This is a genomic window from Massilia timonae CCUG 45783, from assembly GCF_000315425.1.
Classification (GTDB): Bacteria; Pseudomonadota; Gammaproteobacteria; order Burkholderiales; family Burkholderiaceae_D; genus Telluria; species Telluria timonae.
This window is the reverse complement of the sequence record NZ_JH992922.1, coordinates 1,461,743-1,483,924: the sequence shown is the minus strand read 5'-3', so window position 1 is coordinate 1,483,924 and position 22,182 is coordinate 1,461,743. Positions and strand designations below refer to the sequence as shown.

Annotated in this window: 23 protein-coding genes, 1 tRNA gene, 1 pseudogene and 1 riboswitch; of the genes and pseudogenes, 8 read left to right on the top strand and 17 right to left on the bottom strand. The window is 64.2% G+C overall.

Features of this window, described 5'->3' with window-relative positions; all coding sequences use genetic code 11:
- Window positions 1–111, bottom strand: a pseudogene (locus tag HMPREF9710_RS28990) (IS481 family transposase); the annotation flags it as partial.
- A 441-nt stretch (window positions 112–552) separates the two neighbouring features.
- Here HMPREF9710_RS28990 and HMPREF9710_RS27725 point away from each other — a divergent pair.
- Together HMPREF9710_RS27725 and ribB are read left to right on the top strand one after the other, a co-directional pair.
- Window positions 553–1,029, top strand: a complete 477-nt coding sequence (locus HMPREF9710_RS27725) for a hypothetical protein (protein ID WP_157225438.1) — start codon at window positions 553–555, stop codon at window positions 1,027–1,029.
- Between the two features lie 309 nt (window positions 1,030–1,338).
- Window positions 1,339–1,490: riboswitch (FMN riboswitch) on the top strand.
- A 102-nt stretch (window positions 1,491–1,592) separates the two neighbouring features.
- Entirely contained in the window at window positions 1,593–2,240 is a 648-nt protein-coding gene (ribB, locus tag HMPREF9710_RS06255; protein WP_005664892.1) for a 3,4-dihydroxy-2-butanone-4-phosphate synthase, read from the top strand.
- A gap of 85 nt (window positions 2,241–2,325) precedes the next feature.
- Here ribB and HMPREF9710_RS06250 read toward each other — a convergent pair whose 3' ends face one another.
- From HMPREF9710_RS06250 to HMPREF9710_RS06235, 4 genes are all read right to left on the bottom strand, one after another.
- On the bottom strand, window positions 2,326–3,684 hold the full coding sequence (locus HMPREF9710_RS06250) for a TolC family outer membrane protein (protein WP_005664889.1): 1,359 nt from the start codon (window positions 3,682–3,684) through the stop codon (window positions 2,326–2,328).
- Between the two features lie 37 nt (window positions 3,685–3,721).
- Window positions 3,722–4,045: a rhodanese-like domain-containing protein gene (locus HMPREF9710_RS06245; RefSeq protein WP_005664887.1), complete on the bottom strand. Its 324-nt coding sequence runs from the start codon at window positions 4,043–4,045 to the stop codon at window positions 3,722–3,724.
- A 9-nt stretch (window positions 4,046–4,054) separates the two neighbouring features.
- Entirely contained in the window at window positions 4,055–4,708 is a 654-nt protein-coding gene (locus HMPREF9710_RS06240; protein ID WP_005664885.1) for a protein-L-isoaspartate O-methyltransferase family protein, read from the bottom strand.
- Between the two features lie 161 nt (window positions 4,709–4,869).
- Window positions 4,870–5,511, bottom strand: coding sequence for a TetR/AcrR family transcriptional regulator (locus HMPREF9710_RS06235; protein WP_005664884.1), 642 nt, complete (start codon window positions 5,509–5,511; stop codon window positions 4,870–4,872).
- A 198-nt stretch (window positions 5,512–5,709) separates the two neighbouring features.
- Here HMPREF9710_RS06235 and HMPREF9710_RS27720 point away from each other — a divergent pair, with 198 nt between their 5' ends.
- Window positions 5,710–5,982: a YkgJ family cysteine cluster protein gene (locus HMPREF9710_RS27720; RefSeq protein WP_143054485.1), complete on the top strand. Its 273-nt coding sequence runs from the start codon at window positions 5,710–5,712 to the stop codon at window positions 5,980–5,982.
- 25 nt (window positions 5,983–6,007) lie between these two features.
- On the opposite strand, the gene HMPREF9710_RS06230 is transcribed toward HMPREF9710_RS27720, so the two are convergent.
- Window positions 6,008–6,415, bottom strand: a complete 408-nt coding sequence (locus HMPREF9710_RS06230) for a hypothetical protein (protein WP_005664882.1) — start codon at window positions 6,413–6,415, stop codon at window positions 6,008–6,010.
- A 238-nt stretch (window positions 6,416–6,653) separates the two neighbouring features.
- Here HMPREF9710_RS06230 and HMPREF9710_RS06225 point away from each other — a divergent pair, with 238 nt between their 5' ends.
- Window positions 6,654–7,487, top strand: coding sequence for an undecaprenyl-diphosphate phosphatase (locus HMPREF9710_RS06225; RefSeq protein ID WP_005664880.1), 834 nt, complete (start codon window positions 6,654–6,656; stop codon window positions 7,485–7,487).
- Between the two features lie 42 nt (window positions 7,488–7,529).
- The gene (recQ, locus tag HMPREF9710_RS06220) at window positions 7,530–9,362 is read left to right on the top strand and encodes a DNA helicase RecQ (protein WP_005664878.1); all 1,833 of its coding nucleotides are present in this window, start codon (window positions 7,530–7,532) and stop codon (window positions 9,360–9,362) included.
- Between the two features lie 6 nt (window positions 9,363–9,368).
- Here the strand turns inward: recQ and HMPREF9710_RS06215 are convergent, their stop codons facing one another.
- The 3 genes from HMPREF9710_RS06215 to trmB form a co-directional block, all read right to left on the bottom strand.
- Window positions 9,369–10,118: a LytR/AlgR family response regulator transcription factor gene (locus HMPREF9710_RS06215; RefSeq protein WP_005664877.1), complete on the bottom strand. Its 750-nt coding sequence runs from the start codon at window positions 10,116–10,118 to the stop codon at window positions 9,369–9,371.
- Window positions 10,115–11,329: a sensor histidine kinase gene (locus tag HMPREF9710_RS26460; protein ID WP_005664875.1), complete on the bottom strand. Its 1,215-nt coding sequence runs from the start codon at window positions 11,327–11,329 to the stop codon at window positions 10,115–10,117. Before HMPREF9710_RS26460 ends, HMPREF9710_RS06215 begins: the two co-directional genes overlap by 4 nt.
- A gap of 131 nt (window positions 11,330–11,460) precedes the next feature.
- Complete coding sequence (gene trmB / locus HMPREF9710_RS06205) at window positions 11,461–12,141, bottom strand: tRNA (guanosine(46)-N7)-methyltransferase TrmB (protein ID WP_005664874.1); 681 nt, start codon at window positions 12,139–12,141, stop codon at window positions 11,461–11,463.
- A 169-nt stretch (window positions 12,142–12,310) separates the two neighbouring features.
- Between trmB and HMPREF9710_RS06200 the strand changes: the two genes are divergently transcribed.
- The gene (locus HMPREF9710_RS06200) at window positions 12,311–13,426 is read left to right on the top strand and encodes a succinylglutamate desuccinylase/aspartoacylase family protein (RefSeq protein ID WP_005664872.1); all 1,116 of its coding nucleotides are present in this window, start codon (window positions 12,311–12,313) and stop codon (window positions 13,424–13,426) included.
- A gap of 44 nt (window positions 13,427–13,470) precedes the next feature.
- On the opposite strand, the gene HMPREF9710_RS06195 is transcribed toward HMPREF9710_RS06200, so the two are convergent.
- Window positions 13,471–13,761: an aldo/keto reductase gene (locus tag HMPREF9710_RS06195; RefSeq protein ID WP_229409741.1), complete on the bottom strand. Its 291-nt coding sequence runs from the start codon at window positions 13,759–13,761 to the stop codon at window positions 13,471–13,473.
- A gap of 57 nt (window positions 13,762–13,818) precedes the next feature.
- On the opposite strand from HMPREF9710_RS06195, the gene HMPREF9710_RS26970 reads away from it, so the two are divergent.
- Entirely contained in the window at window positions 13,819–14,199 is a 381-nt protein-coding gene (locus HMPREF9710_RS26970) for a hypothetical protein (RefSeq protein ID WP_081589855.1), read from the top strand.
- Complete coding sequence (locus tag HMPREF9710_RS06190; RefSeq protein ID WP_005664868.1) at window positions 14,180–14,710, top strand: YqhG/Tai3 family protein; 531 nt, start codon at window positions 14,180–14,182, stop codon at window positions 14,708–14,710. Before HMPREF9710_RS26970 ends, HMPREF9710_RS06190 begins: the two co-directional genes overlap by 20 nt.
- A gap of 20 nt (window positions 14,711–14,730) precedes the next feature.
- Here HMPREF9710_RS06190 and HMPREF9710_RS06185 read toward each other — a convergent pair whose 3' ends face one another.
- The 7 genes from HMPREF9710_RS06185 to HMPREF9710_RS06155 all read right to left on the bottom strand — a co-directional run bounded on the left by HMPREF9710_RS06185 (window position 14,731) and on the right by HMPREF9710_RS06155 (window position 22,176).
- A complete protein-coding gene (locus tag HMPREF9710_RS06185) occupies window positions 14,731–15,399 on the bottom strand; it encodes a DUF6064 family protein (protein WP_005664866.1) in 669 nt (222 codons plus the stop codon).
- Entirely contained in the window at window positions 15,396–16,325 is a 930-nt protein-coding gene (locus HMPREF9710_RS06180) for an aldo/keto reductase (RefSeq protein WP_005664865.1), read from the bottom strand. The genes HMPREF9710_RS06185 and HMPREF9710_RS06180 overlap by 4 nt, the downstream gene beginning before the upstream one ends.
- 91 nt (window positions 16,326–16,416) lie before the next feature.
- A tRNA-Gly gene (locus tag HMPREF9710_RS06175) sits at window positions 16,417–16,490 on the bottom strand.
- 68 nt (window positions 16,491–16,558) lie between these two features.
- Window positions 16,559–17,590 (bottom strand): TraB/GumN family protein, encoded by a 1,032-nt coding sequence (locus HMPREF9710_RS06170; RefSeq protein ID WP_005664863.1) that lies wholly within the window; start codon window positions 17,588–17,590, stop codon window positions 16,559–16,561.
- 109 nt (window positions 17,591–17,699) lie between these two features.
- Window positions 17,700–19,262, bottom strand: coding sequence for a UdgX family uracil-DNA binding protein (locus tag HMPREF9710_RS06165; RefSeq protein WP_005664862.1), 1,563 nt, complete (start codon window positions 19,260–19,262; stop codon window positions 17,700–17,702).
- The gene (locus tag HMPREF9710_RS06160) at window positions 19,259–20,488 is read right to left on the bottom strand and encodes a putative DNA modification/repair radical SAM protein (protein WP_005664860.1); all 1,230 of its coding nucleotides are present in this window, start codon (window positions 20,486–20,488) and stop codon (window positions 19,259–19,261) included. Before HMPREF9710_RS06160 ends, HMPREF9710_RS06165 begins: the two co-directional genes overlap by 4 nt.
- A 104-nt stretch (window positions 20,489–20,592) precedes the next feature.
- Complete coding sequence (locus HMPREF9710_RS06155) at window positions 20,593–22,176, bottom strand: tetratricopeptide repeat protein (RefSeq protein ID WP_005664852.1); 1,584 nt, start codon at window positions 22,174–22,176, stop codon at window positions 20,593–20,595.
- Between the last annotated feature and the right edge of the window lie 6 nt (window positions 22,177–22,182).

Genomic DNA, 22,182 nt, shown 5'->3' with positions numbered 1-22,182 from the left:
GCGGCTGATGTTGAAAACCTTCGCGGCCTGTCGGTCGGATAGGCCCGAATCCTTGATCTCCTGTCGGATTTTCGGGGTGGTACGGGCTTGCGGGTGAATGCGTGAACTCATGCTGCCAACTCCTCCTGGTGCGATTGAATGCCGGGACTGCTGAATCCAGCAATCAAGTCGTCGAGCATAGCCTTTGCACGGAACAAAGGCCAGCTACGACGAGGAAAATGATCGCACGGAACTAAACAACTACTTTACGCCAGCATACCTGGACTCGCGCCGTTGGTTCGCACATGGAGAGACATTTCCCGATACTCAGTCCTCTTACGGCAAATCAATCTGGCAATGGGATACGCGGCAAGATTGACAGACGGAGCAGCAGCCAGGATTCGACCGCCTCCAGCAAATTCCGCACACCGCTGCTACAATCCTTCCGCCTGCTGTTGAGCAGTGCATCACAATGTAATAGCGATCCAAGTAACAAGGCCAATTTTCCAAGATAGAACCATGACGAACTGCAGATCCTTACATTTTAGAGTTGGACGTTGCATTGCAGTTATTATGATGTTTCTTACTCATACTTCATCGATAGCATTGTCACGAGTAGGAACTGTTGGAATTACGGACCTGAACGGAATCCCCTGCTTTTCGATTCCAAATAATTCTGAAACCAGAAATGGCCTTCCACTTTATGGACTATTCATCAATGAACTACCAAGTGGCGAAGATCATGATAGTTTGCCGCACTCCATTTGGAGTTTTAGAGCAACTGACTACAATGCACTTCCAAAAATATTTCCTAAACATTGCATTCCTTTTGGGGAAAGTCCAAATGGGACAACGCAACGCACACTCGAATCGCTTCAGTTATTAAAGGTTTACTCTGTCTATTTACAAGCAAAACGTGAAGGATCAAGCAGGGATGGATACTCAGGAGAATTCTGTATAAAACCTGCTGGCTCGGGAAAGACTTTCGTGCAAGTGATCGATGTAGACTATAGCTTGGGAGATGCCCGGTTTGGAGATTGCAAAAAATAAACGTAACTCAAATTTATTCGACCCCATAGCGCTCTTCACTGACAACATAACTCTTACAATTCGAATCCAAGAGCGATTGCTCTGACTCTCACTTACGGCAACGAACAATGCGTTTTGTCCTGATTCTCCGCAGCTTACGATCAGATATTCGACGGTTCCCAACGCTAGAAATCGCGGAAGTTAGATCACGCATGCAGAACACGACCGCACTTTCTCTCACATTCTTAATTTTGAGCGCTCTTCAGCAGAGTCAGTTCTTCACTGCTACAATCACCTCCGCCTGCCACTGAGCAGTGCACCACAATGTAATTACGTCTTCGGGGCGGGGTGCGATTCCCCACCGGCGGTATGACCTTCACGGGTCGAGCCCGCGAGCGCCTGCTCAACTCCCATTGAGCAGGGTCAGCAGACCTGGTAAGAAGCCAGGGCCGACGGTATAGTCCGGATGAAAGAAGATGTGCGCTGTCATGCGCCTGGTCACCCGCGCCTTCGCGGCTGAACAGGTGCGCGGTTTCGCTTTGCCCTGATGCGTTTTTCGCCAACCACTGCGAGGAGCGTTTCACATGTTAGTCCCTACCTACACCCTTCACAGCAATGACCTCGAAGGTCGTATTGCCGCCGCCCTGGCCGCCATGCGCGCCGGTATTCCCGTCATCCTGCTCGACGACTTCGACCGCGAGAACGAGGCCGACCTGATCGTCGCCGCCGAAAAGCTGAGCGTTGCATCCATGGCGCTGATGATCCGCGAATGCAGCGGCATCGTCTGCCTGTGCCTGTCCGACGAGAAGGTGCGCGCGCTCGAACTGCCGCCGATGGCGCCGGAGAACGGCAGCCGCTACGGCACCCCGTTCACGGTCTCGATCGAAGCCCGCCATGGCGTGACCACCGGCGTCTCGGCCGCGGACCGCGTCTCCACCATCCAGGCCGCGATCGCGCGCAATGCGCAGCCGGACGATCTGGTGCGTCCCGGCCACGTGTTCCCGCTGCGCGCGACGCCGGGCGGCGTGCTGGCGCGCGCCGGCCATACCGAGGGCTCGGTCGACCTGGCCAGGCTGGCCGGCCTGCAGCCGGCCGCCGTGCTGTGCGAGCTGATGAACCCGGACGGCACCATGATGCGCGGCGAGCAGATCGAGCAGTTCGCCGAAGAGCGCGCCTTCCCGATCCTCACCATCGCCGAACTGATCCAGTGGCGCCGCGCACGGGCGCTGTAATTTAAAAAATGAAAAAACCCGGGTTGCCAGCACGCTGGCCACCCGGGCTTTTCAAACCTGCGCCCCCAAGGCGCAGGCTCGAAGATCACTCTCCCAGCAGGCTGTTCACAGGCACCAGGTCCGCCTCGCGCAGCGATCCGGCCGCCGCCTTCAGGCGCAGGCCGTTGATGATCACGTCATAGCGCGCGCGCGACAGGTCGGTGCGGGTCTGGTACAGCTGGCGCTGGGCGTTCAGCACATCGATATTGATGCGCACGCCGACCTGGTAACCCAGCTTGTTCGACTCCAGCGCCGACTGGCTGGACACTTCCGCCGCTTCCAGCGCCTTGACCTGGGCCAGGCCGCTGTTCACGCCCAGGAAGGACTGGCGCGCCTGCAGCGCCGCGTTGCGGCGGGTCGCTTCCAGGTCGTTGCGGGCACGGTCTTCCAGGGCGATCGATTCGCGCACGCGGCTGGTGACGGCGAAGCCGCTGAAGATCGGCACGCTCCACTGCACGCCGATCGCATTGTTCTTGGTGTCGCCCGAGCTGCCGGTGCGGCCGTTGACGTCGCGGCGGGTCGAGCTCGCCACCAGGTCGACGGTCGGCAGGTGGCCGGCGCGGTTGCGCGAGATGTCGCGCATGGCGATCTCGACCTGCAGCTGGCCGACGGTCACGCCGTAGTTCTGGTTCTCGGCCGACGACACCCAGGGATCGACCGAGGCCGGCTGCGGCACCGCCAGCGTCACGCCCGGCTTGAGCGGGGCCAGGTTGCCCGGCGCGGTGCCGATGATCGTCTGCAGCGTGTTGCGCCTGTTGTCCAGCTCGTTGACGGCGGCGAATTCCTGCGCCAGCACCAGGTCGTACGCGGCCTGCGCTTCGTGGGTGTCGGTGATGGTCTGGGTGCCGACCTCGAAGTTGCGCTTGGCCGACGCCAGCTGTTCGGTGGTCGCTTCCTTCTGGGCGCGGGTCGACTCGAGCGCATCCTGCGCCGCCAGCACGTCGAAATAGGCCGTGGCCACGCGTGTGATCAGGTCTTGCTGGGCCTGGGCGAACTGCGCCTCGGCGATCGCCTGCTGCAGCTTGCTCTGCTGGTAAGTCTGCCAGCGATCCCAACGGTACAACGGCTGCTGCAGCGACAGCGTGTATTCGTTGGTGCGCAGGTTCGAGCCGCTCGAATCGATGATGCCCGGCTGGCCGTTCGGCAAGGTGCCTACCTGGCCGATATTCCATGGATCGAACTCGTTGTCGTTCTTGCTGATTCCACCACTGAGACCCACGGTCGGCAGCAAGCCCGCACGCCCCTGGGTGATCCGCTCGCGGCCGGCGGCCAGCGAGGCGCGCGCGCTCGCATACGTCGCATCGTTGGCCAGCGCCTGCTGGTACACCTGGATCAGGTCGGCAGCATGGGCGTTAAGCGAGAAGCACGCGCTGGCAAGCAGCACGGCAAGTAGGGGTTTCTGCATTGCTATCTCCACAGGAGTCATCTAGTTGAGGATCAGGTCAATACTTCGGCATCGACGGATCGACCTGTACGGCCCAGGCGTGTACCCCGCCCGTTAAATTCGTTACGTTACTGAATCCATTGCGCTCGAGGAAAGCGGCCACGTTCATGCTGCGCGCGCCGTGGTGGCAAATGCACACCACTTCCCTGTCGTCGTCGATCTCGCTCACGCGGACCGGAATCAGGTGCATCGGGATCTGGGTCGAGCCTGCGATCCTGCAGGTCTCGAATTCCCAGTCCTCGCGCACGTCGAGCAGCAGCGGCTGCTCGCGCGCCGGGTCGGCCAGCCAGGCGGCCAACTCGGGTGCGGTAATCTGTCGCATCGCTCGCCCTCAGAAGGTGAAGCGCGACGGCGCTTCGGCGCCGGTCAGCGGCTTGGCCACGGTCTCAAACACCTTGACCGCGTCGTGCGCCGTTTCCGAGGTGCGGGTGATCAGCTGGCAGCTCATCGCCGGCGCCTCGCCCAGGATGGCGATCATGCGGCCGCCCACCTTCAGCTGCTTGACCAGCGCTTCCGGCAGCACCGGCAGGCCGCCCGAGACCACGATCACGTCGAATTCGGCGCCCGTCGACCAGCCCTGGGCGCCATTGCCTTCTTCCACGCTGACGTTGCCGACGCCGGCCTTGGCCAGGTTTTCCCTGGCCAGGGTCACGCTCTCCGGCTGGATCTCGACCGTGGTCACGTGGCGCGCCTTGTGCGCCAGCAGCGCGGCCATGTAGCCGGAACCGGTGCCGATCTCGAGCACGTTCTCATGTTTTTTCACCGCGATCTCTTGCACGATGCGCGCTTCGACCTTCGGATTGAACATCGTCTCGCCGCCCGGCAACGGAATCTCGACATCCGCGAACGCCAGGTTCTCGTAGGCCTTCGGCACGAATTGTTCGCGCTTGACCACGTGCAGCAGCGCCAGCACATCTTCGTCCAGGACGTTCCACGGACGGATTTGCTGTTCGATCATGTTGAAGCGGGCTTGTTCGATATTCATTTCAATTCTCGGTGGAAAAATAAATAATCCGATATTCTAATCGCTCAATGGCCTCTGGACGCACATCTTAACGATGCACGGCCGAGCCAGCGGAAAATTGCGACAGTCTGCAGTTTGAAGGGGATGAACGCCAGAAATCCGTCCCTGGCGTGATAGGCAAGTTACCTGGATGCGGGAAGCAGGCCGTGCAGGGTGATGTCGAGGAATGCTTCCAGGAAGGCCTCAGGCTGCAGGTCACAGCGATCGCAGGGGGCGATCGTATGCTTCCAGGTCGAGAGCATCAGCAGCGGTGCGATCAGTACCTGCGCCGTCTGCGACACGTCGATCGCGCGGAATTCGCCGCGGCGGATGCCGCGTTCGAGCATGTTCGAAATCATGCGCATGCCGCGCGCCATGACCTCTTCCTGGTAGAAGCGCGCCATTTCGGGAAAATTATCGGCTTCGGCGAGGATCAGCTTGCTGATGCCGGACGCCTTGGTCGCGCCGATGCGCACCCACCAGGACAGGATCACTTGACGCAGCAATTCGGCGCTATTGCCGTCGAACTCCGCCACCGAGGTCTCGGCATCGTCGATCATCGGCAGGATGGTCTGGCGGACGACCGCCTTGAACAGGTCTTCCTTGTTGGCGTAATACAGGTAGAGCGTTCCCTTCGACACGCCCGCGCGGCGGGCCACGTCTTCCAGGCGGGTAGAGGCGAAACCACGTTCGACGAACAGCTCGATCGCGGAAGCCAGGAGCTCTTTGGGACGCGCTTCCTTGCGACGTTCCCAGCGCGGCTTGCTGTCAACTTGGCAGTCCATATTCCCGCCCAGAAATTATCTAAGGAACAATCAATATAGAACGCGCTTGTCCGTACAGTCAAGCAACCGTTGTATAGGCGAAACTATATTAGTCGAAATGTGGTAGTAACCGTAGATTCAACTGTTTTTATGAAGAGGTCGCCGTCCGCTTGCAGACGACCGGGGTATACTGGCGGGCTCCGTTCCAAGCACTCCCCGATGTCCATGTCCGCCTCTTTCCAGTGCCGGCCGCAATGTGGCGCCTGCTGCACCGCGCCTTCGATCACCAGTCCGATTCCGGGTATGCCGAACGGCAAGCCGGCTGGAGTGCGTTGCGTGCAATTGGGAGAGGATGAGCGCTGCCGACTCTTTGGACAAGCAGAACGGCCGGCCTTCTGCGGCGGCCTGCAGCCGTCGCATGAAATGTGCGGCGATGATCGCCCGCAGGCGATCCGCTGGCTGAGCGAGCTGGAAGAAGCGACAGCGCCGTAGGGTCGGCGGCGAGCCGCCGCCCGCCCTACCTCGCCGATTTGCCGCGCGCCTGTTGCACGCGCTGGAACAGCCCGCCCAGGGTCAAGCCGTCATGCCAGACCTCGTCCAGGCGCAGGCCGTAGCGCTCGCGCAGGGCGCGCGCCAGCGGCTCGATGTCGGATGCGTCGGGCATCCAGCGTGCGGACCGGGCCGCGCGCACCACGCCCAGCACCTGGTCGTCGGGACGCAGGTGCAGCTTGTCGCTGTCGCCGAACGAGAAGGCGGCGCCGAACACCGACAGGAATTCGCGGATGTCTTTACGGGATGCGGATGGGAAGGAACTGCGCCAGACCCGGCCCTGGAAGGGTCGGTAGCGTAATGCGTTGGGCAACTGCCAGTCATGAAATGCCAGCCAGGACAGCGCGGCAAGGATGATGACTAATAATAGACTCATTGGGTGAGTGCAGGATTACTCATGGATTTAGTTTAGCACGCGATTTCACATTCGGTGCAAGCGCTTTTTTCATTCGCGCGCCTGTCCAGACGCCGGGCGGCTGCACATTGCCGTCCGTAAAATCGTCTGTACGGTTCAGTTAGCCCAACGGTGGCGGCCCGGCTCATGGTAAGCTTCGAGCCCGAGCCGGCCTGCCTGTGCGGCCCGTCCCCAGATCACTTCCACACCAATACAATTCATGGATATTGCGCTCGCCATCAAGGCGATCATCATGGGCCTGGTCGAGGGCTTCACCGAATTTCTTCCGATTTCTTCCACCGGTCACCTGATTCTTGCGGGCGAGTTGCTCAATTTCACAGGCGTCAGAGAAACGGTATTCAAGATCGTGATCCAGCTGGGCGCCGTGCTGGCCGTCGTCTGGGAGTACCGCGAGCGCGTCATGCGCCTGTTTTCCGGGCTGGGCTCGGATCCGCTCCAGCAGCGCTTCGCGCGCAACGTCGCGATCGCCTTCCTGCCGGCCGCCGTCGCCGGCGTGCTGTTCAGCGCCACGATCACCGAACTCCTGTTCCACCCGGTGCCGGTGGCGATCGCCCTGGTCGTGGGCGGCGTCATCATCCTGTGGGTGGAACGGCGCCAGCGCCTGCGCAACGCGCCGGCGCGGGTCGAGAGCGTCGACGACATGACGGCGCTCGACGCCCTGAAGGTCGGCTTCGCCCAGTCCTTCGCCCTGATCCCCGGCACCAGCCGTTCGGGCTCGACCATCATCGGCGGCATGCTGTTCGGCCTGTCGCGCAAGGCGGCCACCGAGTTTTCGTTCTTCCTTGCCATGCCGACGATGCTTGGCGCTACGGTGTATTCTGTGGTTAAGGAACGCGAAGCACTGTCGATGGCCGACTTCCCGCTGTTCGGCCTCGGCTTCGTCTCGGCCTTTATCGCGGCCTTCCTGTGCGTGCGCTGGCTGCTGCGCTACATCAGCACGCACGACTTCACGATCTTCGCCTGGTACCGTATCGTATTCGGTATCCTGGTGCTGGTGACCGCTCACTTTGGCTTGGTCAACTGGTCGGAGTAAACTACCAGCCTTACCTTCGTCCAAAACACTGAAACAGACAGTATGAATCCCGATATCGGCGCCGACCTCGGCGCGCGCGCTCTCCATGTGCTGGAGACGGTCTTCGGCTATCCCGCCTTCCGCGGGCAGCAGGGAGAGATCGTCGAGCACGTGGCCAGCGGCGGCGACGCGCTGGTCCTGATGCCGACCGGCGGCGGCAAGTCGCTGTGCTACCAGATCCCCGCCCTGCTGCGCGACGGCGTCGGCGTCGTCGTCTCCCCGCTCATCGCCCTGATGCAAGACCAGGTCGATGCGCTCGAAGAAGTCGGGGTGCGCGCCGCCTTCCTCAACTCGACCCAAACGTTCGAAGAAACCCTGCGCATCGAGCGCCTGGTGCGCAGCGGCGAGATCGACCTCGTCTACGTGGCGCCCGAGCGCCTGATGACGCCGCGCTGCCTCGAGCTGTTCGAGGCCTCGCGCATCTCGCTGTTCGCCATCGACGAGGCGCACTGCGTCTCGCAATGGGGCCATGACTTCCGCCCCGAATACATCCGCCTGTCGATCCTGCACGAGCGCTTCCCGAACGTGCCGCGCATCGCGCTCACCGCGACCGCCGACCAGCAGACCCGGGCCGAGATCGCGCACCGCCTGCAGCTGGAAGACGCGCGCCAGTTCGTGTCGTCGTTCGACCGCCCCAACATCCGCTACTCGATCGTCGAGAAGACCACCGGCCGCAAGCAGCTGATCGATTTCATCACGAGCGAGCACCCGCAGGATTCCGGCATCGTCTATTGCCTGTCGCGCAAGAAGGTCGAGGAGACCGCGGACTTCCTGAACGAGCACGGCATCCGCGCCATGGCCTACCACGCCGGCATGGAGCACACGGTGCGCGCCGCCAACCAGGCTAGATTCCTGCGCGAAGAGAACATCGTCATGGTCGCCACCATCGCCTTCGGCATGGGCATCGACAAACCCGACGTGCGTTTTGTTTGCCACCTCGACCTGCCCAAGAGCATCGAGGGCTATTACCAGGAAACGGGCCGCGCCGGCCGCGACGGCCAGCCGGCCAGCGCCTGGATGGCCTATGGCCTGCAGGACGTCGTCCTGCAGCGCCGCATGATCGACGAATCCGAGGCCGACGAAACCTTCAAGCGCGTGCTGTCGATGAAGCTCGACGCCATGCTCGGACTGTGCGAGACGCTCAGCTGCCGGCGCATGCGCCTGCTCGACTATTTCGGCGAGCGCTCCGGCCCCTGCGGCAACTGCGACACCTGCCTGGTGCCGCCGGTCAGCTTCGACGGCACGGTGCCGGTGCAGAAGCTGCTGTCGGCCATCTACCGGGTCGACCAGCGCTTCGCCGGCGGCCACGTGATCGACGTGCTGCGCGGCGCGCAGACCGAACGCATCAGCCAGTGGCACCACGACAAGCTCACCGTGTATGGCGTCGGCGCCGACCGCTCCGAGCAGGAATGGCGCGCCATCCTGCGGCAGGCGATCGCCCTCGGCCTCGTCACGGTCGACCACGACGCCTTCAGTTCGCTCAAGCTCACCGACGCCGCGCGGCCGGTGCTCAAGGGCGAGCAGAAGGTGCAGCTGCGCCAGTACGCCAAGCCGGTCAAGGCCAAGCGTCCGTCCACCTCGCGCTCGAGCTACGAAGAAACCGAACTGTCGCGCGACGAACAGGCGATCTTCGACCGCCTGCGCTCGTGGCGCATGGGCACCGCGCGCGAACACGGCGTGCCGGCCTATGTCGTGTTCCAGGATGCGACGCTGCGCGAGATCGCCAAGGTCAAGCCGTCCTCGATCGACCAGCTGCGCGGCGTGTCCGGCGTCGGCGAGAAGAAGCTCGTCTCGTACGGCGACGAGATCGTCGCGATCATCAACGAGATGAGCTGACCGGGTTCACTCCCGGAACAGGTACGTAAAGCTGCGGCTGACCGGGAGCACCTCGCTGCTGCCGCGCAGCAGCACCTGCATGCGTTCGGCGTCGACGCGCTCGGCCGCCTTGATCGCGTTCACATTCACCAGCGTGCCGCGGTGGATCTGCCAGAACAGCCCTGGGTCGAGCCCTCCCACCAGGTCCTTCAGCGGGATGCGCACCAGCGCCTCGGAGCCAGGCAGCACCACCCGCGTGTACTTGGTGTCCGCCTGGAAGAACAGCACTTCCTCGACGTCGATCAGGCGGATCTGCTTGCCGACGCTGGCTTTCAGCCATTTCAGCTTTTCGCGCTTCGGCTCGGGCGACGCTTCTTTCACTTGCTGGATCACCTTGCTGACATCGTCCGGGCGGACATCCAGTTTTTCGCGCAGGCGCGTCAAGGCCTTGTCCAGGCGCCCCGGCTGGATCGGCTTGAGCAGGTAGTCGACCGCGCCGGCATCGAAGGCATCGACCGCATACTGGTCATAGGCGGTGACGAACACCACGTGCGAGCGGCGGCCGATGCGTTCGGCCACTTCCAGCCCCGACATGCCGGGCATGCGGATGTCCAGGAACACGACCTGCGGCTCGTGTTCGAGCCAGGCGTCCCAGGCATCCAGGCCATTCTCGGCAACCGCCACGATACTGGCCTCGGGCCAGGCCGTGGCCAAGAGGCCGAGCAGGCGCTCGCGCATCAACGGTTCGTCTTCCGCGACCAGCACGGTGGCGCTCATGCTTGCTCCTTGCAGGGGATGGCGATCTCGGCCAGCAGGCCGGGCTCGGCTTCGGAAAGCAGCAGGCAGGCGCCCTCGCCGTAAGCCAGGCGCAGGCGGTGGCGCACGTTTTCCAGGCCGGCGCCGGCGCCCGGGGTGTCGCTCATGCCGACGCCGCTGTCGCGCACCCGGATGCGGATCGTTCCGCCGTCGTCATGGGCCGTGACCGCGATCTCGCCGCCGTGCAGGGACGGCTCGATGCCGTGCTTGATCGCGTTCTCGGCCAGGGTCAGCACCAGCATGCTGGGAATCCGGGTGGCGGCCAATGCATCGGGCACATCGACCGTGTAGCGCAGGCGCTCGCCCATCCGGATCTGCATCACCCGCAGGTAAGAGCCGACCAGGCCGAATTCGGTCGCCAGCGACGCTGAGCTGCAACGCATATCGCTCATGCTGCCGCGCAGGAAGTCGATCAGGTGGGACGTGAGTTCGGCGGCCCGCGGCGCCCCCTGCTCGGCCAGCTGCTGCACCGCCCCGAGGGTGTTGAACAGGAAGTGCGGCTCGATCTGGGCGCGCAGCAGGCGCAGCTGGGTTTCGCTCAGTTCGCGCGCAAGGCGCTCCTGTTCGGCATCGCGTTTGAGCTGCTCGGCCTGGATCTGATAGTGGCGATTGCGCAGCACGGCAACCACGATGGTCGGTATCGCCACCAGCGCGGTCACGACGAGTGTCACGGTGACGACGATCCTGGGCAGCTTGTCGAGCAGGACCGACCAATGCGTGCCCGTCTCGAACATGGCGGTCAATCCGCCGAACAGCCCGCCCACCAGGCCGAGGCCGACGATCGTGACCAGCGCCCTGCCCTTGGCGCGCACGACTTTCCCGTAGTTGAACCAGACGCCCATCAGCGACATGGCCACCGCGATCCCGATCGCATTGGCGGCGATGACCGTTTGCCACCATGGTTTCGACGGCAGGAAGGCCAGATTGATCAGGAAACCGAGCACCGACAGCAGGACGCACAGCTTGAGCAGCGCCAGCAGGGCTGCCGAGGTGCTGACGGCACTGGAAAACCGGTACAGGGATTCGCGTTCGGCGGGCGACATCTCGGCCAGCTTGCGGGCGAAGAAACGGCGGCAGCCGGCCGGCACCTGCTCCACCAGCGAGGGGTCGCGCAGCACCGCGAGCTGCTCCGCTTCCACCTCACGGTTCCATTGTTCGATGCGCTTCCACATGCCGTTCTCCTCTGTGCTCGTTAATGTATATCAACAAGTCCAGTCTAGGAACTTCCGGCAGCCCGGAACAGCAGGTGGTGATGAACGACGAAGACGGGGGAGCGAACGACGATTCGCCCCCGGATAGACACTTACTTGCGCGTGAAGACCAGGTCCCACACTCCGTGGCCCAGCTTGATGCCGCGGTTCTCGAACTTGGTCAGCGGACGGTATGCAGGCTGCGGCGCATAGCCCTCGGCGGTATTGACCAGCTCCGGCTCGGCGCTCAACACCTCGAGCATCTGCACCGCATAGTCTTCCCAGTCGGTCGCCAGGTGCAGGTAGCCGCTAGGTGCGATCTTCCGGCACAGCAGCTTGACGAAGGCCGGCTGGATCAGGCGGCGCTTGTTGTGGCGCGCCTTGTGCCATGGATCGGGGAAGAACACGTGCACGCCGTGCAGCGCGCCGTCAGGAATCATGTGGTTCAGCACCTCGAACACGTCGTGCTGGACCAGGCGCAGGTTGGCGATGTCCTGCTCGCCGATCTGCTTGAGCAGGCTGCCGACGCCCGGCGTGTGCACCTCGACGCCCAGGAAGTCCTTCTCGGGCATCAGTTTCGCGATGTGGGCCGTGGTGTCGCCCATGCCGAAACCGATTTCGAGGACGACCGGCGCCTTGCGGCCGAAGGCCTGCTCGAGGTCGAGCGGCTCTTTCTTGTACTCGATCAGGAACTTGGGGCCCTGCTCCTCGAAAGCCCGCGCCTGCGCGGTCGACAGCCGTCCTGCGCGCGTGACGAAACTGCGGATGCGGTGTTCGGTGGGATCGTACAGCATGGACCGTGCCGGACCACTGGTGGGCTTTTCAGAAGACATGGGGAGTGGAATATGCGGAAAAAACGGCTGTCATTATAGCGCAGCCGCCCCTGCCATCGGCCGTGCGTGGCGGCAAGGCGGAATCAAGCATAATCATTGTCTTCCCCCAGCAACGCCGGAGCCCTTTGCCATGCACTCGACGAAACACCCGATCGCCATCGACGACAACGTCGCCACCCTGCACCTGACGTCCTTCCACTACGGCGCCCCCGGCAGCGGCAAGAAGGTGTACATCCAGGCCGCGATCCATGCCGACGAAGTGCCGGCGATGCTGGTGGCCCATGTGCTGCGCGGGCAGCTGGAAAAGCTCGATGCCGAGGGCCGGATCAAGGGCGAGGTCATCCTGGTCCCGGCCGCCAATCCGCTCGGATTGTCGCAGGTCGTGCATGGCGCGCCGTTCGGCCGCTACGACCTGTCCACCGGCACCAACTTCAATCGCGCCTACCGCCACGCCGCCGATGCGCTCAAGAGCGCGCTCGAAGGCCGGCTGGGCGCGGACGCCGCGGCCAACGTCGCCCTGATCCGCGAGCATGCGCGGCGCGAGGTCGCCGCCTGGGAACCGGCGGACAATGCCGCGACGCTCAAGAAGACCTTGTTGACGATGGCGATCGACGCCGACATCGTGCTCGACCTGCACTGCGATAACGAGGCGGTGCTGCACATGTACACCGGCACGCCGCTGGTCGAGGTGGTGCAGCCGCTGGCCGACCTGATGGGCGCACGCGTGCTGCTGGTGGCCAAGGAATCGGGCGGCGAAGCCTTCGACGAAGCCTGCAGCCGGCTGTGGTGGGACCTGGCCGACCATTTCATCGACGCCGCCATCCCGCCCGCCTGCGCCGCCGTCACCGTCGAGCTGCGCGGCGAGAACGACGTGAACTACGACTACGCGCAACGGGATGCCGAGGCCATCCTGCAATACCTGGCGCACCAGGGCGTGCTCGACATCCCGACGGCCGCCCTGCCCCCGGCGCAATGCGGTCCGACGCCGCTGGATGCGGTCGAACCGTTGACGGCGCCGCATGCGGGCGTGCTGGTGTTTCGCAAGAAGCTGGGCGATCAGGTGGCGGCCGGCGAGCCGATCGCGGACATCGTCAATCCGGTCAGCGGCCAGGTCACGCCGGTGGCGGCCAGCCGCCCGGGACTGCTGTTCGCCAGCACGGCGCACCGGCACCTGCTGCGTGGCATGCACGTGTGTAAGGTGGCGGGCGAGGATTCATTCAGGTCAGGCAATCTCCTGTCGAGCTGAGTCGGCCTGGAACGCGCGCCACAGGCCATATCAGGAAGTGGACGCTATCGGTCGCGTGGATCTGGTACATCGATGTAATCCGTCTGCAGCCGTTGCGGGCTCGCTTCGACTGCATCCATGATGTGGCCGCGTGAAGCGCCGACATCGTTGCGGCCTTGCCCCATGCGGCTGTACACCTCGGTGACCAGCACATAGTCCTTGCGGGCAAGGCCCAGGTTCTTGAAAGACTGGCCGAGGGTGCTTTCGCTTTCGCCACCTGAATACATGTCGGCGGTATCAATCTGACGTCGAGCTGAGCGATATGTGGTTGCAGCTGGGTGATTGCGAATGCGCAATGCTCACATCAGGGAGACAATAATAATTGGTCGTGTCTTCAATAACACGCCAATATCATGTCGATTGATGTGGAAAAGTTCGCATCGCATTTGCGCACAAACGCAAAAAATCAAAGTCAAGGCAGATGTGCCCGCTTCGTTCGGCTGGCGCTTGAAGCTGCTGGCGCCAATACTTCAGGCCATCCACTCAGGGCCAAGGATTGGGGGCCTATCCTAACGAGAAATGGATTCCATGTCGTCGCCGTCCCTGCCCCTGAGCATTTCAAGTTTAAAAAGGGCGATATCGTGGTAATTCAACCGTATTCCGGCGGGAATCCAGCAGGCCATATCGCAGGATTCGACGGCGAGAAATGGATATCCGATTTTGCCCAACGAGACTTCTGGGCTGGTCCAACCTATCGCAGAGAAAGGCCCGAGTATGCTGTCTACCGTCCTTAGCCGCGCCCTCTGCGCGATCTCTTTTGCTCTCATCTTTCTTGCTCCATCCACTGCGGCGCCACGCGAATCAGATGAACAAGTCGCCATTGTCGGTAGCCTGTACAAGACCTTCGCCTGGCAGGTGCTGTCGAGTTCGATTAACGCTTTTGGCAAGCCGCTAGCGCAGCAAGAAAGTTCGGTCCTTCGCCGTTATTTTGCTCAGGAGCTGGCTTCTCTACTGGTCAAAGACGGTCACTGCGCCGCAAAAACCGGCGAGATATGTAACCTGGACTTCGACCCCATTTTCGCGTCACAGGACCCGGCTGCCGTCGACTTGACGATACGTTCCATGCCAAAAGACATCGTGGCCGTTGAATTCACCTATCCTTCCAGCGGCGAGAAGGTGCGGCTGGAGTACCGTATGGCCAGAAAGAAAAATGGCTGGCGGATTGATGACATTCGTTATCCGGGGATGTCCGATAGCTCTCTCAAGCAGCTGCTTGCCCGTAAACTGCCCAGCAGTGACAAATAACATCGGAATCAATGTACTGGCTAGTGTCTTGAGTGCCTGAAGAGCAAACCGGCAGCAACTGCAAGAATCGCAAACGTCGGCAACAGCCAGGCATAGCCCACGCGCAGCTCCATCAGGGTCGCGCCGCTCACTGCACACCAGGCCAGCGGAATCAGCCAATAGAGTGGATGGGCGCGACAAGCCAGCAGCACTCCCAGCGTGGCGACGGCGGTCGGATCGGGCGCGATACCGAATACTTCAGCGTGGTTCCAGCCGCGACTACTGCCCAGCGCGAGCAGCGGATACCCGAGCACCGCCAGGGCGGAAAGGCCCAGCGCCACATGTTTCTGCGCGTGGGCCGGCGCGGCGCCGTGCGGCCGCAGCGCCACGAAGAACAGCAACAGGGCCTGCACGCCGAATGCGAGCGCGAAATAAGGACCGGCGGTATTGATGTCCGCATAGCGTTCCAGGTGATATGCCCAGCCGACCCAGGCCCAGGCCGATGCCAGCAACAGCAGCGCGCCGCGGCGCGTACGGGCACCGGGACGCGCAACGCAGCCGATGATGGCCAGACCGGCCGCCAGCGCCAGCAGGTGCGCAGGCCAGACCGCCTCGTTGTACAAGGCGATGAGCCGGTAGTAGCTGCGCTGCGAAAACATCAACAAGTCCGACAGCCTGTAGCTCGCCCACTCGGTCCACCATTCGCTCATGCCAGCCTTTCGGCGTCCTGGGCGATGCGCTTGCGCAGGGCCTCGTCGGGCATGCGGCCGGTGCCGGCCAGCAGGTTCTCGCGCACGTGGGCCACGCTGGAGGTGGCAGGGATCGCGCAGGTGACGGCGGGGTGGGACACGATGAACTTCAGCAGCGCCTGGGCCCAGGTGGTGCAGCCGATGTCCGCGGCCCAGCCGGGCAGCGGCTTGCCGGCCAGCGCCTGCGTCAGGTCTCCCTGGCGGAATGGCCGGTTGGCGATCACGCCGATGCGGCGCTCGCGCGCCAGCGGCAGGATGCGCTGCTCCACCTCACGATCAAGGGCATTGTACGAGACCTGAACGAAGTCGATGGGTTGCGAGGCCATGATCTTTTCGATCTCGCCATGGCGCCGGCCTTCGGACGTCGTGATGCCGACATAGCGCAGCCGCCCTTCCTTCTTCATCGCCAGCAGGGTCTTCAGATGCTCTTCCCACGACAGCAGGTTATGCACCTGCAGCAGGTCGAAGCGCGGCACGCGCCACAGCTTGCGCGATGCCTCGATCTGCTGCACGCCACGCGCGCCGCCGCTGATCCACACCTTGTCGGCCGAGAACAGGCGCTGCGGCTTGATGGCCTGTATCGCTTCGCCGATCACGTCCTGAGCCGAGCCGTACATCGGGGAGGAATCGATCATCCGACCGCCGCCGGCGAAGAACTGGCGCATCACCTCCTGGCATTCCTTGCGCGCCTGCGGGTCGCGGCCGACGTTGAAGGTGATCCAGCTGCCCAGGCCGATGACCGGGATCTGCTCGCCGGACGAGGGAATCGGGCGGGTGAGCAGCGGCGCGGGACCTGGTGCGGCATGGAGCGATGGCAGGGCCAGGCTGCCGGATGCGGCGAGCACGGATTGCAACAGGTGGCGGCGTAAAGGCGAAACGGGGCTCATGCGAAGCGCTCCTTGCTCGGCAAAACGGAAGAACTCGGAGGATATCGCGATCGGAGACGGGATGGCGCTGCTCAGCCACAGGAATGGCAACTGGAGCGGGTGAAGGGAATCGAACCCTCGTATGAAGCTTGGGAAGCTGCCGTTCTACCATTGAACTACACCCGCGTTGCCAGCATTCTACGCGCGTTTGGGACGGTTTGACAATTTTCCGCCCCTCCCGCGCCTGCCCCGGATCAATCCGGCTGCTCGACCGCATATCCCTTCGCCGCCAGCGCCGAGATGACCCCTGTCGGGTCGAAGATATCCTCGATCTTCAGCACGGCGAAGGTCGAGGCATTGGCCGCGAGCGCCTTCTCGGCCGAAGCGATCCATTTTTCGTTCGCACGCGTCCTCATATGCTTGAATTCGGGCTCGGCATCGAATGCCGCGCTGTTCATCAGGGCGCCGGAACAGGCCTCTTCGCGGCTGGCGAAATCCAGCTTGCGCATTTCATCCATATCGCCCTTGGCCCAGGCATTGGCGCGCTGGCTGGCGGCCTCGATGTCCTGCTCCAGCGTGGCCATCGTACGCGCCAGGCAGGCGGCGTCGCCCAGGGTCGATTTCTTGAAGTTCTTCAGCACCGTGCGCGCATTGTCCATCGGCAGCTGGAAGGTCGACGAGGTCTCCTTCAGCTTCGCCTTCTTGACCAGGTCCAGCAGCGGCTTGCGCACCGCGTAGCTGTCGACCAGGCCCGCCTGCTTGCGCGCGGCGTTCGACAACACCTCCGCCGCGAAGATCGGGCGCTCGCGCTCGACGTCGTCGTTCTCGGGCAAGTACCTGGACTTGAGCGTGGTCCAGCGCGCATACTCCTCCGCCGGCATCACGTCACGCAAGGTTGCGCCATCCGGATTCTTGCGCATGCCGATGAAGCTTGGCAGCAGCGTGATCCCCCTGAAGAAACCCGGGCTGGCCGAGACGCTTGGCGCCGACAGGTATTCCTGCGAATTCATGATGACGTTTTCGACCTGCTGCGAGCGCCACTGCATGTTCTTTGGCACCGGCCCGTACATGCCGAACACCCACAACACGTGCTCGCCCTTCGTTACCTTCCACATGCCCGGTCCGGGGCGCTGGGCCACGACGTGGATCTGCTCCGGCGCCGGTTCGGCGGCGGTCTCAAGCACATCGACGGCGGCCTGCGCCGGGACGGTCGCATCTTCCGATTGCGCCCAGGCGGGAGCGGCCAGCATGCATATGCAGAAAGCAGGTACGGCGAGTTTGCTCATGAAATGATCCGGTGATGGGAATCGCCAGATCTTACGCCAATGGCAGCGTCAGCGAAGCCGCTGTAACACGGCTGTTTCAATTACATGAACGGCGCATATCATGCATACGTCAGCTTTCCGGCGGCTCCGGCACATCTGGCCGGTCCAATAATTCCTGCGCCAGCTTCAAGCCCTTGACCATCACCGAAAACGCCTCGTGCTTGGACGCCTCGTCCGGCACGCGCAGCACGTACGACGGGTGGTAGATCGTCACCACCCAGCTGTCGCCATGGCGTATGGGCCGTCCCAGCTTGTCCTTGAGCGTCGCGCTGCCGGCCTGCAGCACCGACTTGAGCGCGGTCGCGCCCATCGCCACGATGACCTTGGGCTTGCGGGTGGCGATCTCCTTCTCGAGCCAGTAGTGGCAGGCCTCGATCTCCTTCTGCGCCGGCGTCTTGTGCAGGCGCCGCTTGCCGCGCGGCTCCCACTTGAAATGCTTGACGGCGTTGGTGATGTAGACGCCCTTGCGCTCCACGCCGGCCTGCTCGAACACGCGGTCGAGCAGCTTGCCGGCCGGGCCGACGAAGGGCTGGCCGGCCAGGTCTTCCTGGTCGCCCGGCTGCTCGCCGACGAGCATGATCTGCGCGTGCTTCGGCCCTTCGCCGCCGACCGCCTGGGTCGCGTGTTCCCACAGGTCGCAGCGCCGGCACTCGTCCAGCTTCGACGGCTGCTGGCGCTCGGGCTGCGCCTGTTCGGCTTCGATCGGGATCGTGCGACCGCTGCGCCGCCCTACCGCCTCGACCTGGCCGATGCGGCGCGCGCCGAGGCCGGCCTGGCTCACCAGCGACGGCACCAGCGCGCCTTCCGGCAGGTTCTTCCAGAAGCGCGACGGGATGTGGCTGTTCATGACCTGCGTGTTCAGGCGCGCCGGGTTGAAGATGCTGCGGTAATAGGTCAGCCACAGGGCCTCGCCCGCATCGTCGAGGTCGGCCGCGCTCGACATCAGCGGGCCGGTATGGTGCAGGGTGGCGCCGTCCCACAGCACGCTGGCGTCGGGCGTGGCGATCATCCAGCTCACCTTGCCCATGCGCGCCACAAAATGCTCGGCCACCTGCGGCAGGACGTCGTGGCTGGGTTCGAACCAGGCCACGAAATGGGGCGCGCCGGCCTCGATCGGCCGTTCACGGAATCGGATGTAGGCGTGCATATCGTGTACCTCGCGCCGCACCGCCTTGACCATCACGTGCAGCCGCTGCCCGTCCGGATCGGCGGGCGATTGCACGTCGTGCTCGCCCTGTTGCCAGCGCCAGATCACCCGATACAGGAAGGCCCAGCGGTCGTGATCGCGGTAGCAGGCGGCGGTCTGCAGCATCTCCATCAGGGAGCGAGGGACATGCGGCCTTGGCGCCGTTGCATTGGAAGGCTCCTGCTCAACCGCTTGAGTCGCCAGGAGGTCGCCCCCATTATGCGCAGCAGCTTGGGAAGCCGGCGCACCCGAGAACAGGTCGGCGCCCGGCGCGCCCCAGGTCACCGCCTCGGGCGGCACGCCAGCGCGCAGCAATTCGCGCGCCACCGCGCGCCATGCGGTGAAACCGTCCACCGGCAGCGGCTGGCCCGCGCGCACGCTCGCCACCGCGGTCGCGGCGAGGGCGGCGGCGCTGGCATTGGCATCCGCGCCGGCGCTGGCGCTCATGCCGCCTGCAATTCGGGCCACAGGTTCATCTGCTGCGGCGCATCGGCCATGTGCTTGCGCAGCAGCTCGGAACTGGTCGCGCCCTGCGCCGGCTTGTAGTCGGCGGTGACGACGAAGGGCGCCAGCTTCTTGAGGCTGCAACGCAGGCGAGATAAATCTTCCCAGCGGATGCGGCGCAGGCGGCGCAGCTCGACGATGCGCTTGGCGTTGCGCAGGCCAATGCCGGGAATGCGCGGGATCAGCGACGCATCCACCCGGTTCAGGTCCATCGGGAAGTGCTCGCGATTGGCCAGGGCCCAGGCCAGCTTGGGGTCGACGTCCAGTGCCAGGTTGCCCGTTTGCGGCATCAGTTCACCAGCCGTGAAGCCGTAGCCGCGCAATAAAAAGTCTGCCTGGTACAGGCGGTGCTCGCGCAGCAGCGGCGGCGGCGCCAGCGGCACGCTGCCGGGGCTGTGCGGGATCGGGCTGAAGGCCGAGTAATACACGCGCTTGAGCTTGTAGCTGCCGTACAGCGTCTCGGCCGTGTTCAGGATGGTGTGGTCGTCGCTGGCGTCGGCGCCGACGATCATCTGCGTGCTCTGGCCAGCCGGCGCGAAGGCCGGCGCCTTCGGCTCTTCGGCTTTTTCGTCCAGTTTGCGCCGGATCGAGCCCATCGCCAGCTTGATCGTGTGGACGCTTTTTTCGGGCGCGAGGCGGGTCACGCTGTCGTGGGTCGGCAGCTCGATGTTCACCGACAGGCGGTCGGCCCAGCGGCCGGCCTCCTGGATCAGGAGCGGATCGGCGTCGGGAATGGTCTTGAGGTGGATGTAGCCGCGGAACTGGTGCACCTCGCGCAGCTGGCGCGCCACTGCCACCAGCTGCTCCATCGTGTAGTCGGCCGACTGGATGATGCCCGAGCTGAGGAACAGGCCGTCGATGTAGTTGCGCAGGTAAAAATCCTGGGTCAGCTTCACGACTTCATCGACCGCGAAGCGCGCCCGCGGCACGTTCGAGGTGCGCCGGTTGATGCAGTACTGGCAGTCGTAGATGCAGAAATTGGTGAGCAGGATCTTGAGCAGCGAGACGCAGCGGCCGTCCGGCGTATAGCTGTGGCAGATGCCCATGCCGGTGGTGGCGCCCAGGCCGTCCTTGCCTTCGGAGCCGCGCTTGGGCGCACCGCTGCTGGCGCAGGATGCGTCGTACTTGGCCGCGTCGGCCAGGATTTCGAGCTTGTCGTTGAGTTCCATCGCGCGCGCGTGGCTGTATGGGCATACAGTATAACGCGGCGTGCCTACGCATACGGTGCGCTGGCGCAGCCGTGCGCACGTGCTGCCGGTTCAAATGCGGTGCATCAACCAGCAACCAGGCGCTCGGCCTGGGACAACTGTTGCGCCTCCATCCGGCCCGCGAGCTTCGCCAGATAGGCGTTGGCCGCCGCCACGCCGGCGCCGCCGGCCCGGTGCAGCCAGGCATAGGCCTCGACCAGGTCGCGCTGGGCGCCCTGCCCGGCCGCATACATCACGCCGAGGTTGAACTGGGCCCGCGCATGACCCTGGCGCGCGGCGCACAGGTACCAGAAATGGGCCGCCTCGTAGTCGCGCTCCACGCCCTTGCCGCAGTCGTAGCGCAGCCCCAGCTCGAACTGCGCCAGCGCGTGCTTCTGGTCGGCCGCCTTGTGGAACCAGTCGGTCGCCTCGACCGGGTCGCCGGTCTCGATCCGGTCGAGCAGCGCGCCCACCATGTACTGGGCCGGCGCGTAATCCTGGCCGGCCGCACGCCGGTACCAGGCCAGCGCCTGCGCGCTGTCCTGCTCGACGCCGTTGCCAGCCTCGAAACGCAGGCCCAGGTCGAACTGGGCCCGCAGGTGGCCCTGCTCGGCCGCCCTGCGATACCAGTCGGTCGCCTGGGCCGGATCCTGCTCAACCCCGTTGCCGGCATCGAGCAACTGTCCCAGGTGGTACTGGGCCGCCGGCAGCCCCTGCTCGGCCGCGCGCCGGTACCAGGCGGCCGCCTGCGCCGCGTCGACCGCCACACCCTGTCCGTGTTCATGGCGCATGCCGAGGCTGTTCTGGGCGCCGGCATGGCCTTGTTCCGCGGCGCGCCGGTACCACGTCAGGGCCAGCGCTTCGTCGCGCGGGACGCCATGGCCGGTGTCGTAAATGAGCGCGAGATTGAACTGCGAGCTGGCATGCCCCTGCTCGCCGGCGCGGCCGTACCACAGGATCGCCTGCCGGCTGTCCTGCTCGACGTCCTGGCCCTTGTCGTAGCGCAGGCCGAGGTTGAACTGGGCCGGCGCATGGCCCTGCTCCGCCGCCTTGCGCATCCAGGCCAGCGCCTCGCGCACGTCGCGCGCCACGCCCTGGCCGGCCTCGTAGCGCAGCCCCAGGTTGTACTGCGAGCGCACATAGCCCTGCTCGGCGGCGCGCCGGTACCAGCGCAGCGCCGCTTCCTGGTCCTGGGCCACGCCCTTGCCGGTCTCGAACATCATGCCCAGGTTGTGCTGCGCGCCCGGCTCGCCCTGGTCCGCCGCCTGGCTGAACCAGTGCAGCGCCCGGCCCACGTCGCTGGCCACGCCATGGCCTTTCGCGTACAGCCAGCCCAGGTTGTACTGGGCCGGCGCATAACCCTGGTCGGCCGCGCGCCCGTACCAGTGGGCCGCCTGGCCGAAGTCCTGCTCGACGCCCTGGCCCTTCTGGAACATCACGCCGAGGTTGTACTGGGCCTGCGCCAGCCCCGCCGCCGCCGCCATCCGGTACCAGGCCACCGCCAGCTCGTCGCTCTTCGGCACCCCCTGGCCGCTCACGTACATGAAGCCCAGGCTGTGCTGGGCCTGGGCGACGCCGCGCTCGGCCTGCGCTTTCACACGGAGGAATTCGGCGGAATGCGCAGCGCTGTGAGTGGACGTGGCGCTCGATTGCAGCGGGGCGTCGAGCATGGTCGG

Excerpts from the sequence above, each read along its gene's own strand:
- HMPREF9710_RS27725 (WP_157225438.1), top strand. The coding sequence starts at position 553 with ATGATGTTTCTTACTCATACTTCATCGATAGCATTGTCACGAGTAGGA.
- ribB (WP_005664892.1), top strand. The coding sequence starts at position 1,593 with ATGTTAGTCCCTACCTACACCCTTCACAGCAATGACCTCGAAGGTCGT.
- HMPREF9710_RS06250 (WP_005664889.1), bottom strand. The coding sequence starts at position 3,684 with ATGCAGAAACCCCTACTTGCCGTGCTGCTTGCCAGCGCGTGCTTCTCG.
- HMPREF9710_RS06245 (WP_005664887.1), bottom strand. The coding sequence starts at position 4,045 with ATGCGACAGATTACCGCACCCGAGTTGGCCGCCTGGCTGGCCGACCCG.
- HMPREF9710_RS06240 (WP_005664885.1), bottom strand. The coding sequence starts at position 4,708 with ATGAATATCGAACAAGCCCGCTTCAACATGATCGAACAGCAAATCCGT.
- HMPREF9710_RS06235 (WP_005664884.1), bottom strand. The coding sequence starts at position 5,511 with ATGGACTGCCAAGTTGACAGCAAGCCGCGCTGGGAACGTCGCAAGGAA.
- HMPREF9710_RS27720 (WP_143054485.1), top strand. The coding sequence starts at position 5,710 with ATGTCCATGTCCGCCTCTTTCCAGTGCCGGCCGCAATGTGGCGCCTGC.
- HMPREF9710_RS06230 (WP_005664882.1), bottom strand. The coding sequence starts at position 6,415 with ATGAGTCTATTATTAGTCATCATCCTTGCCGCGCTGTCCTGGCTGGCA.
- HMPREF9710_RS06225 (WP_005664880.1), top strand. The coding sequence starts at position 6,654 with ATGGATATTGCGCTCGCCATCAAGGCGATCATCATGGGCCTGGTCGAG.
- recQ (WP_005664878.1), top strand. The coding sequence starts at position 7,530 with ATGAATCCCGATATCGGCGCCGACCTCGGCGCGCGCGCTCTCCATGTG.
- HMPREF9710_RS06215 (WP_005664877.1), bottom strand. The coding sequence starts at position 10,118 with ATGAGCGCCACCGTGCTGGTCGCGGAAGACGAACCGTTGATGCGCGAG.
- HMPREF9710_RS26460 (WP_005664875.1), bottom strand. The coding sequence starts at position 11,329 with ATGTGGAAGCGCATCGAACAATGGAACCGTGAGGTGGAAGCGGAGCAG.
- trmB (WP_005664874.1), bottom strand. The coding sequence starts at position 12,141 with ATGCTGTACGATCCCACCGAACACCGCATCCGCAGTTTCGTCACGCGC.
- HMPREF9710_RS06200 (WP_005664872.1), top strand. The coding sequence starts at position 12,311 with ATGCACTCGACGAAACACCCGATCGCCATCGACGACAACGTCGCCACC.
- HMPREF9710_RS26970 (WP_081589855.1), top strand. The coding sequence starts at position 13,819 with ATGTCGATTGATGTGGAAAAGTTCGCATCGCATTTGCGCACAAACGCA.
- HMPREF9710_RS06190 (WP_005664868.1), top strand. The coding sequence starts at position 14,180 with ATGCTGTCTACCGTCCTTAGCCGCGCCCTCTGCGCGATCTCTTTTGCT.
- HMPREF9710_RS06185 (WP_005664866.1), bottom strand. The coding sequence starts at position 15,399 with ATGAGCGAATGGTGGACCGAGTGGGCGAGCTACAGGCTGTCGGACTTG.
- HMPREF9710_RS06180 (WP_005664865.1), bottom strand. The coding sequence starts at position 16,325 with ATGAGCCCCGTTTCGCCTTTACGCCGCCACCTGTTGCAATCCGTGCTC.
- HMPREF9710_RS06170 (WP_005664863.1), bottom strand. The coding sequence starts at position 17,590 with ATGAGCAAACTCGCCGTACCTGCTTTCTGCATATGCATGCTGGCCGCT.
- HMPREF9710_RS06165 (WP_005664862.1), bottom strand. The coding sequence starts at position 19,262 with ATGAGCGCCAGCGCCGGCGCGGATGCCAATGCCAGCGCCGCCGCCCTC.
- HMPREF9710_RS06160 (WP_005664860.1), bottom strand. The coding sequence starts at position 20,488 with ATGGAACTCAACGACAAGCTCGAAATCCTGGCCGACGCGGCCAAGTAC.
- HMPREF9710_RS06155 (WP_005664852.1), bottom strand. The coding sequence starts at position 22,176 with ATGCTCGACGCCCCGCTGCAATCGAGCGCCACGTCCACTCACAGCGCT.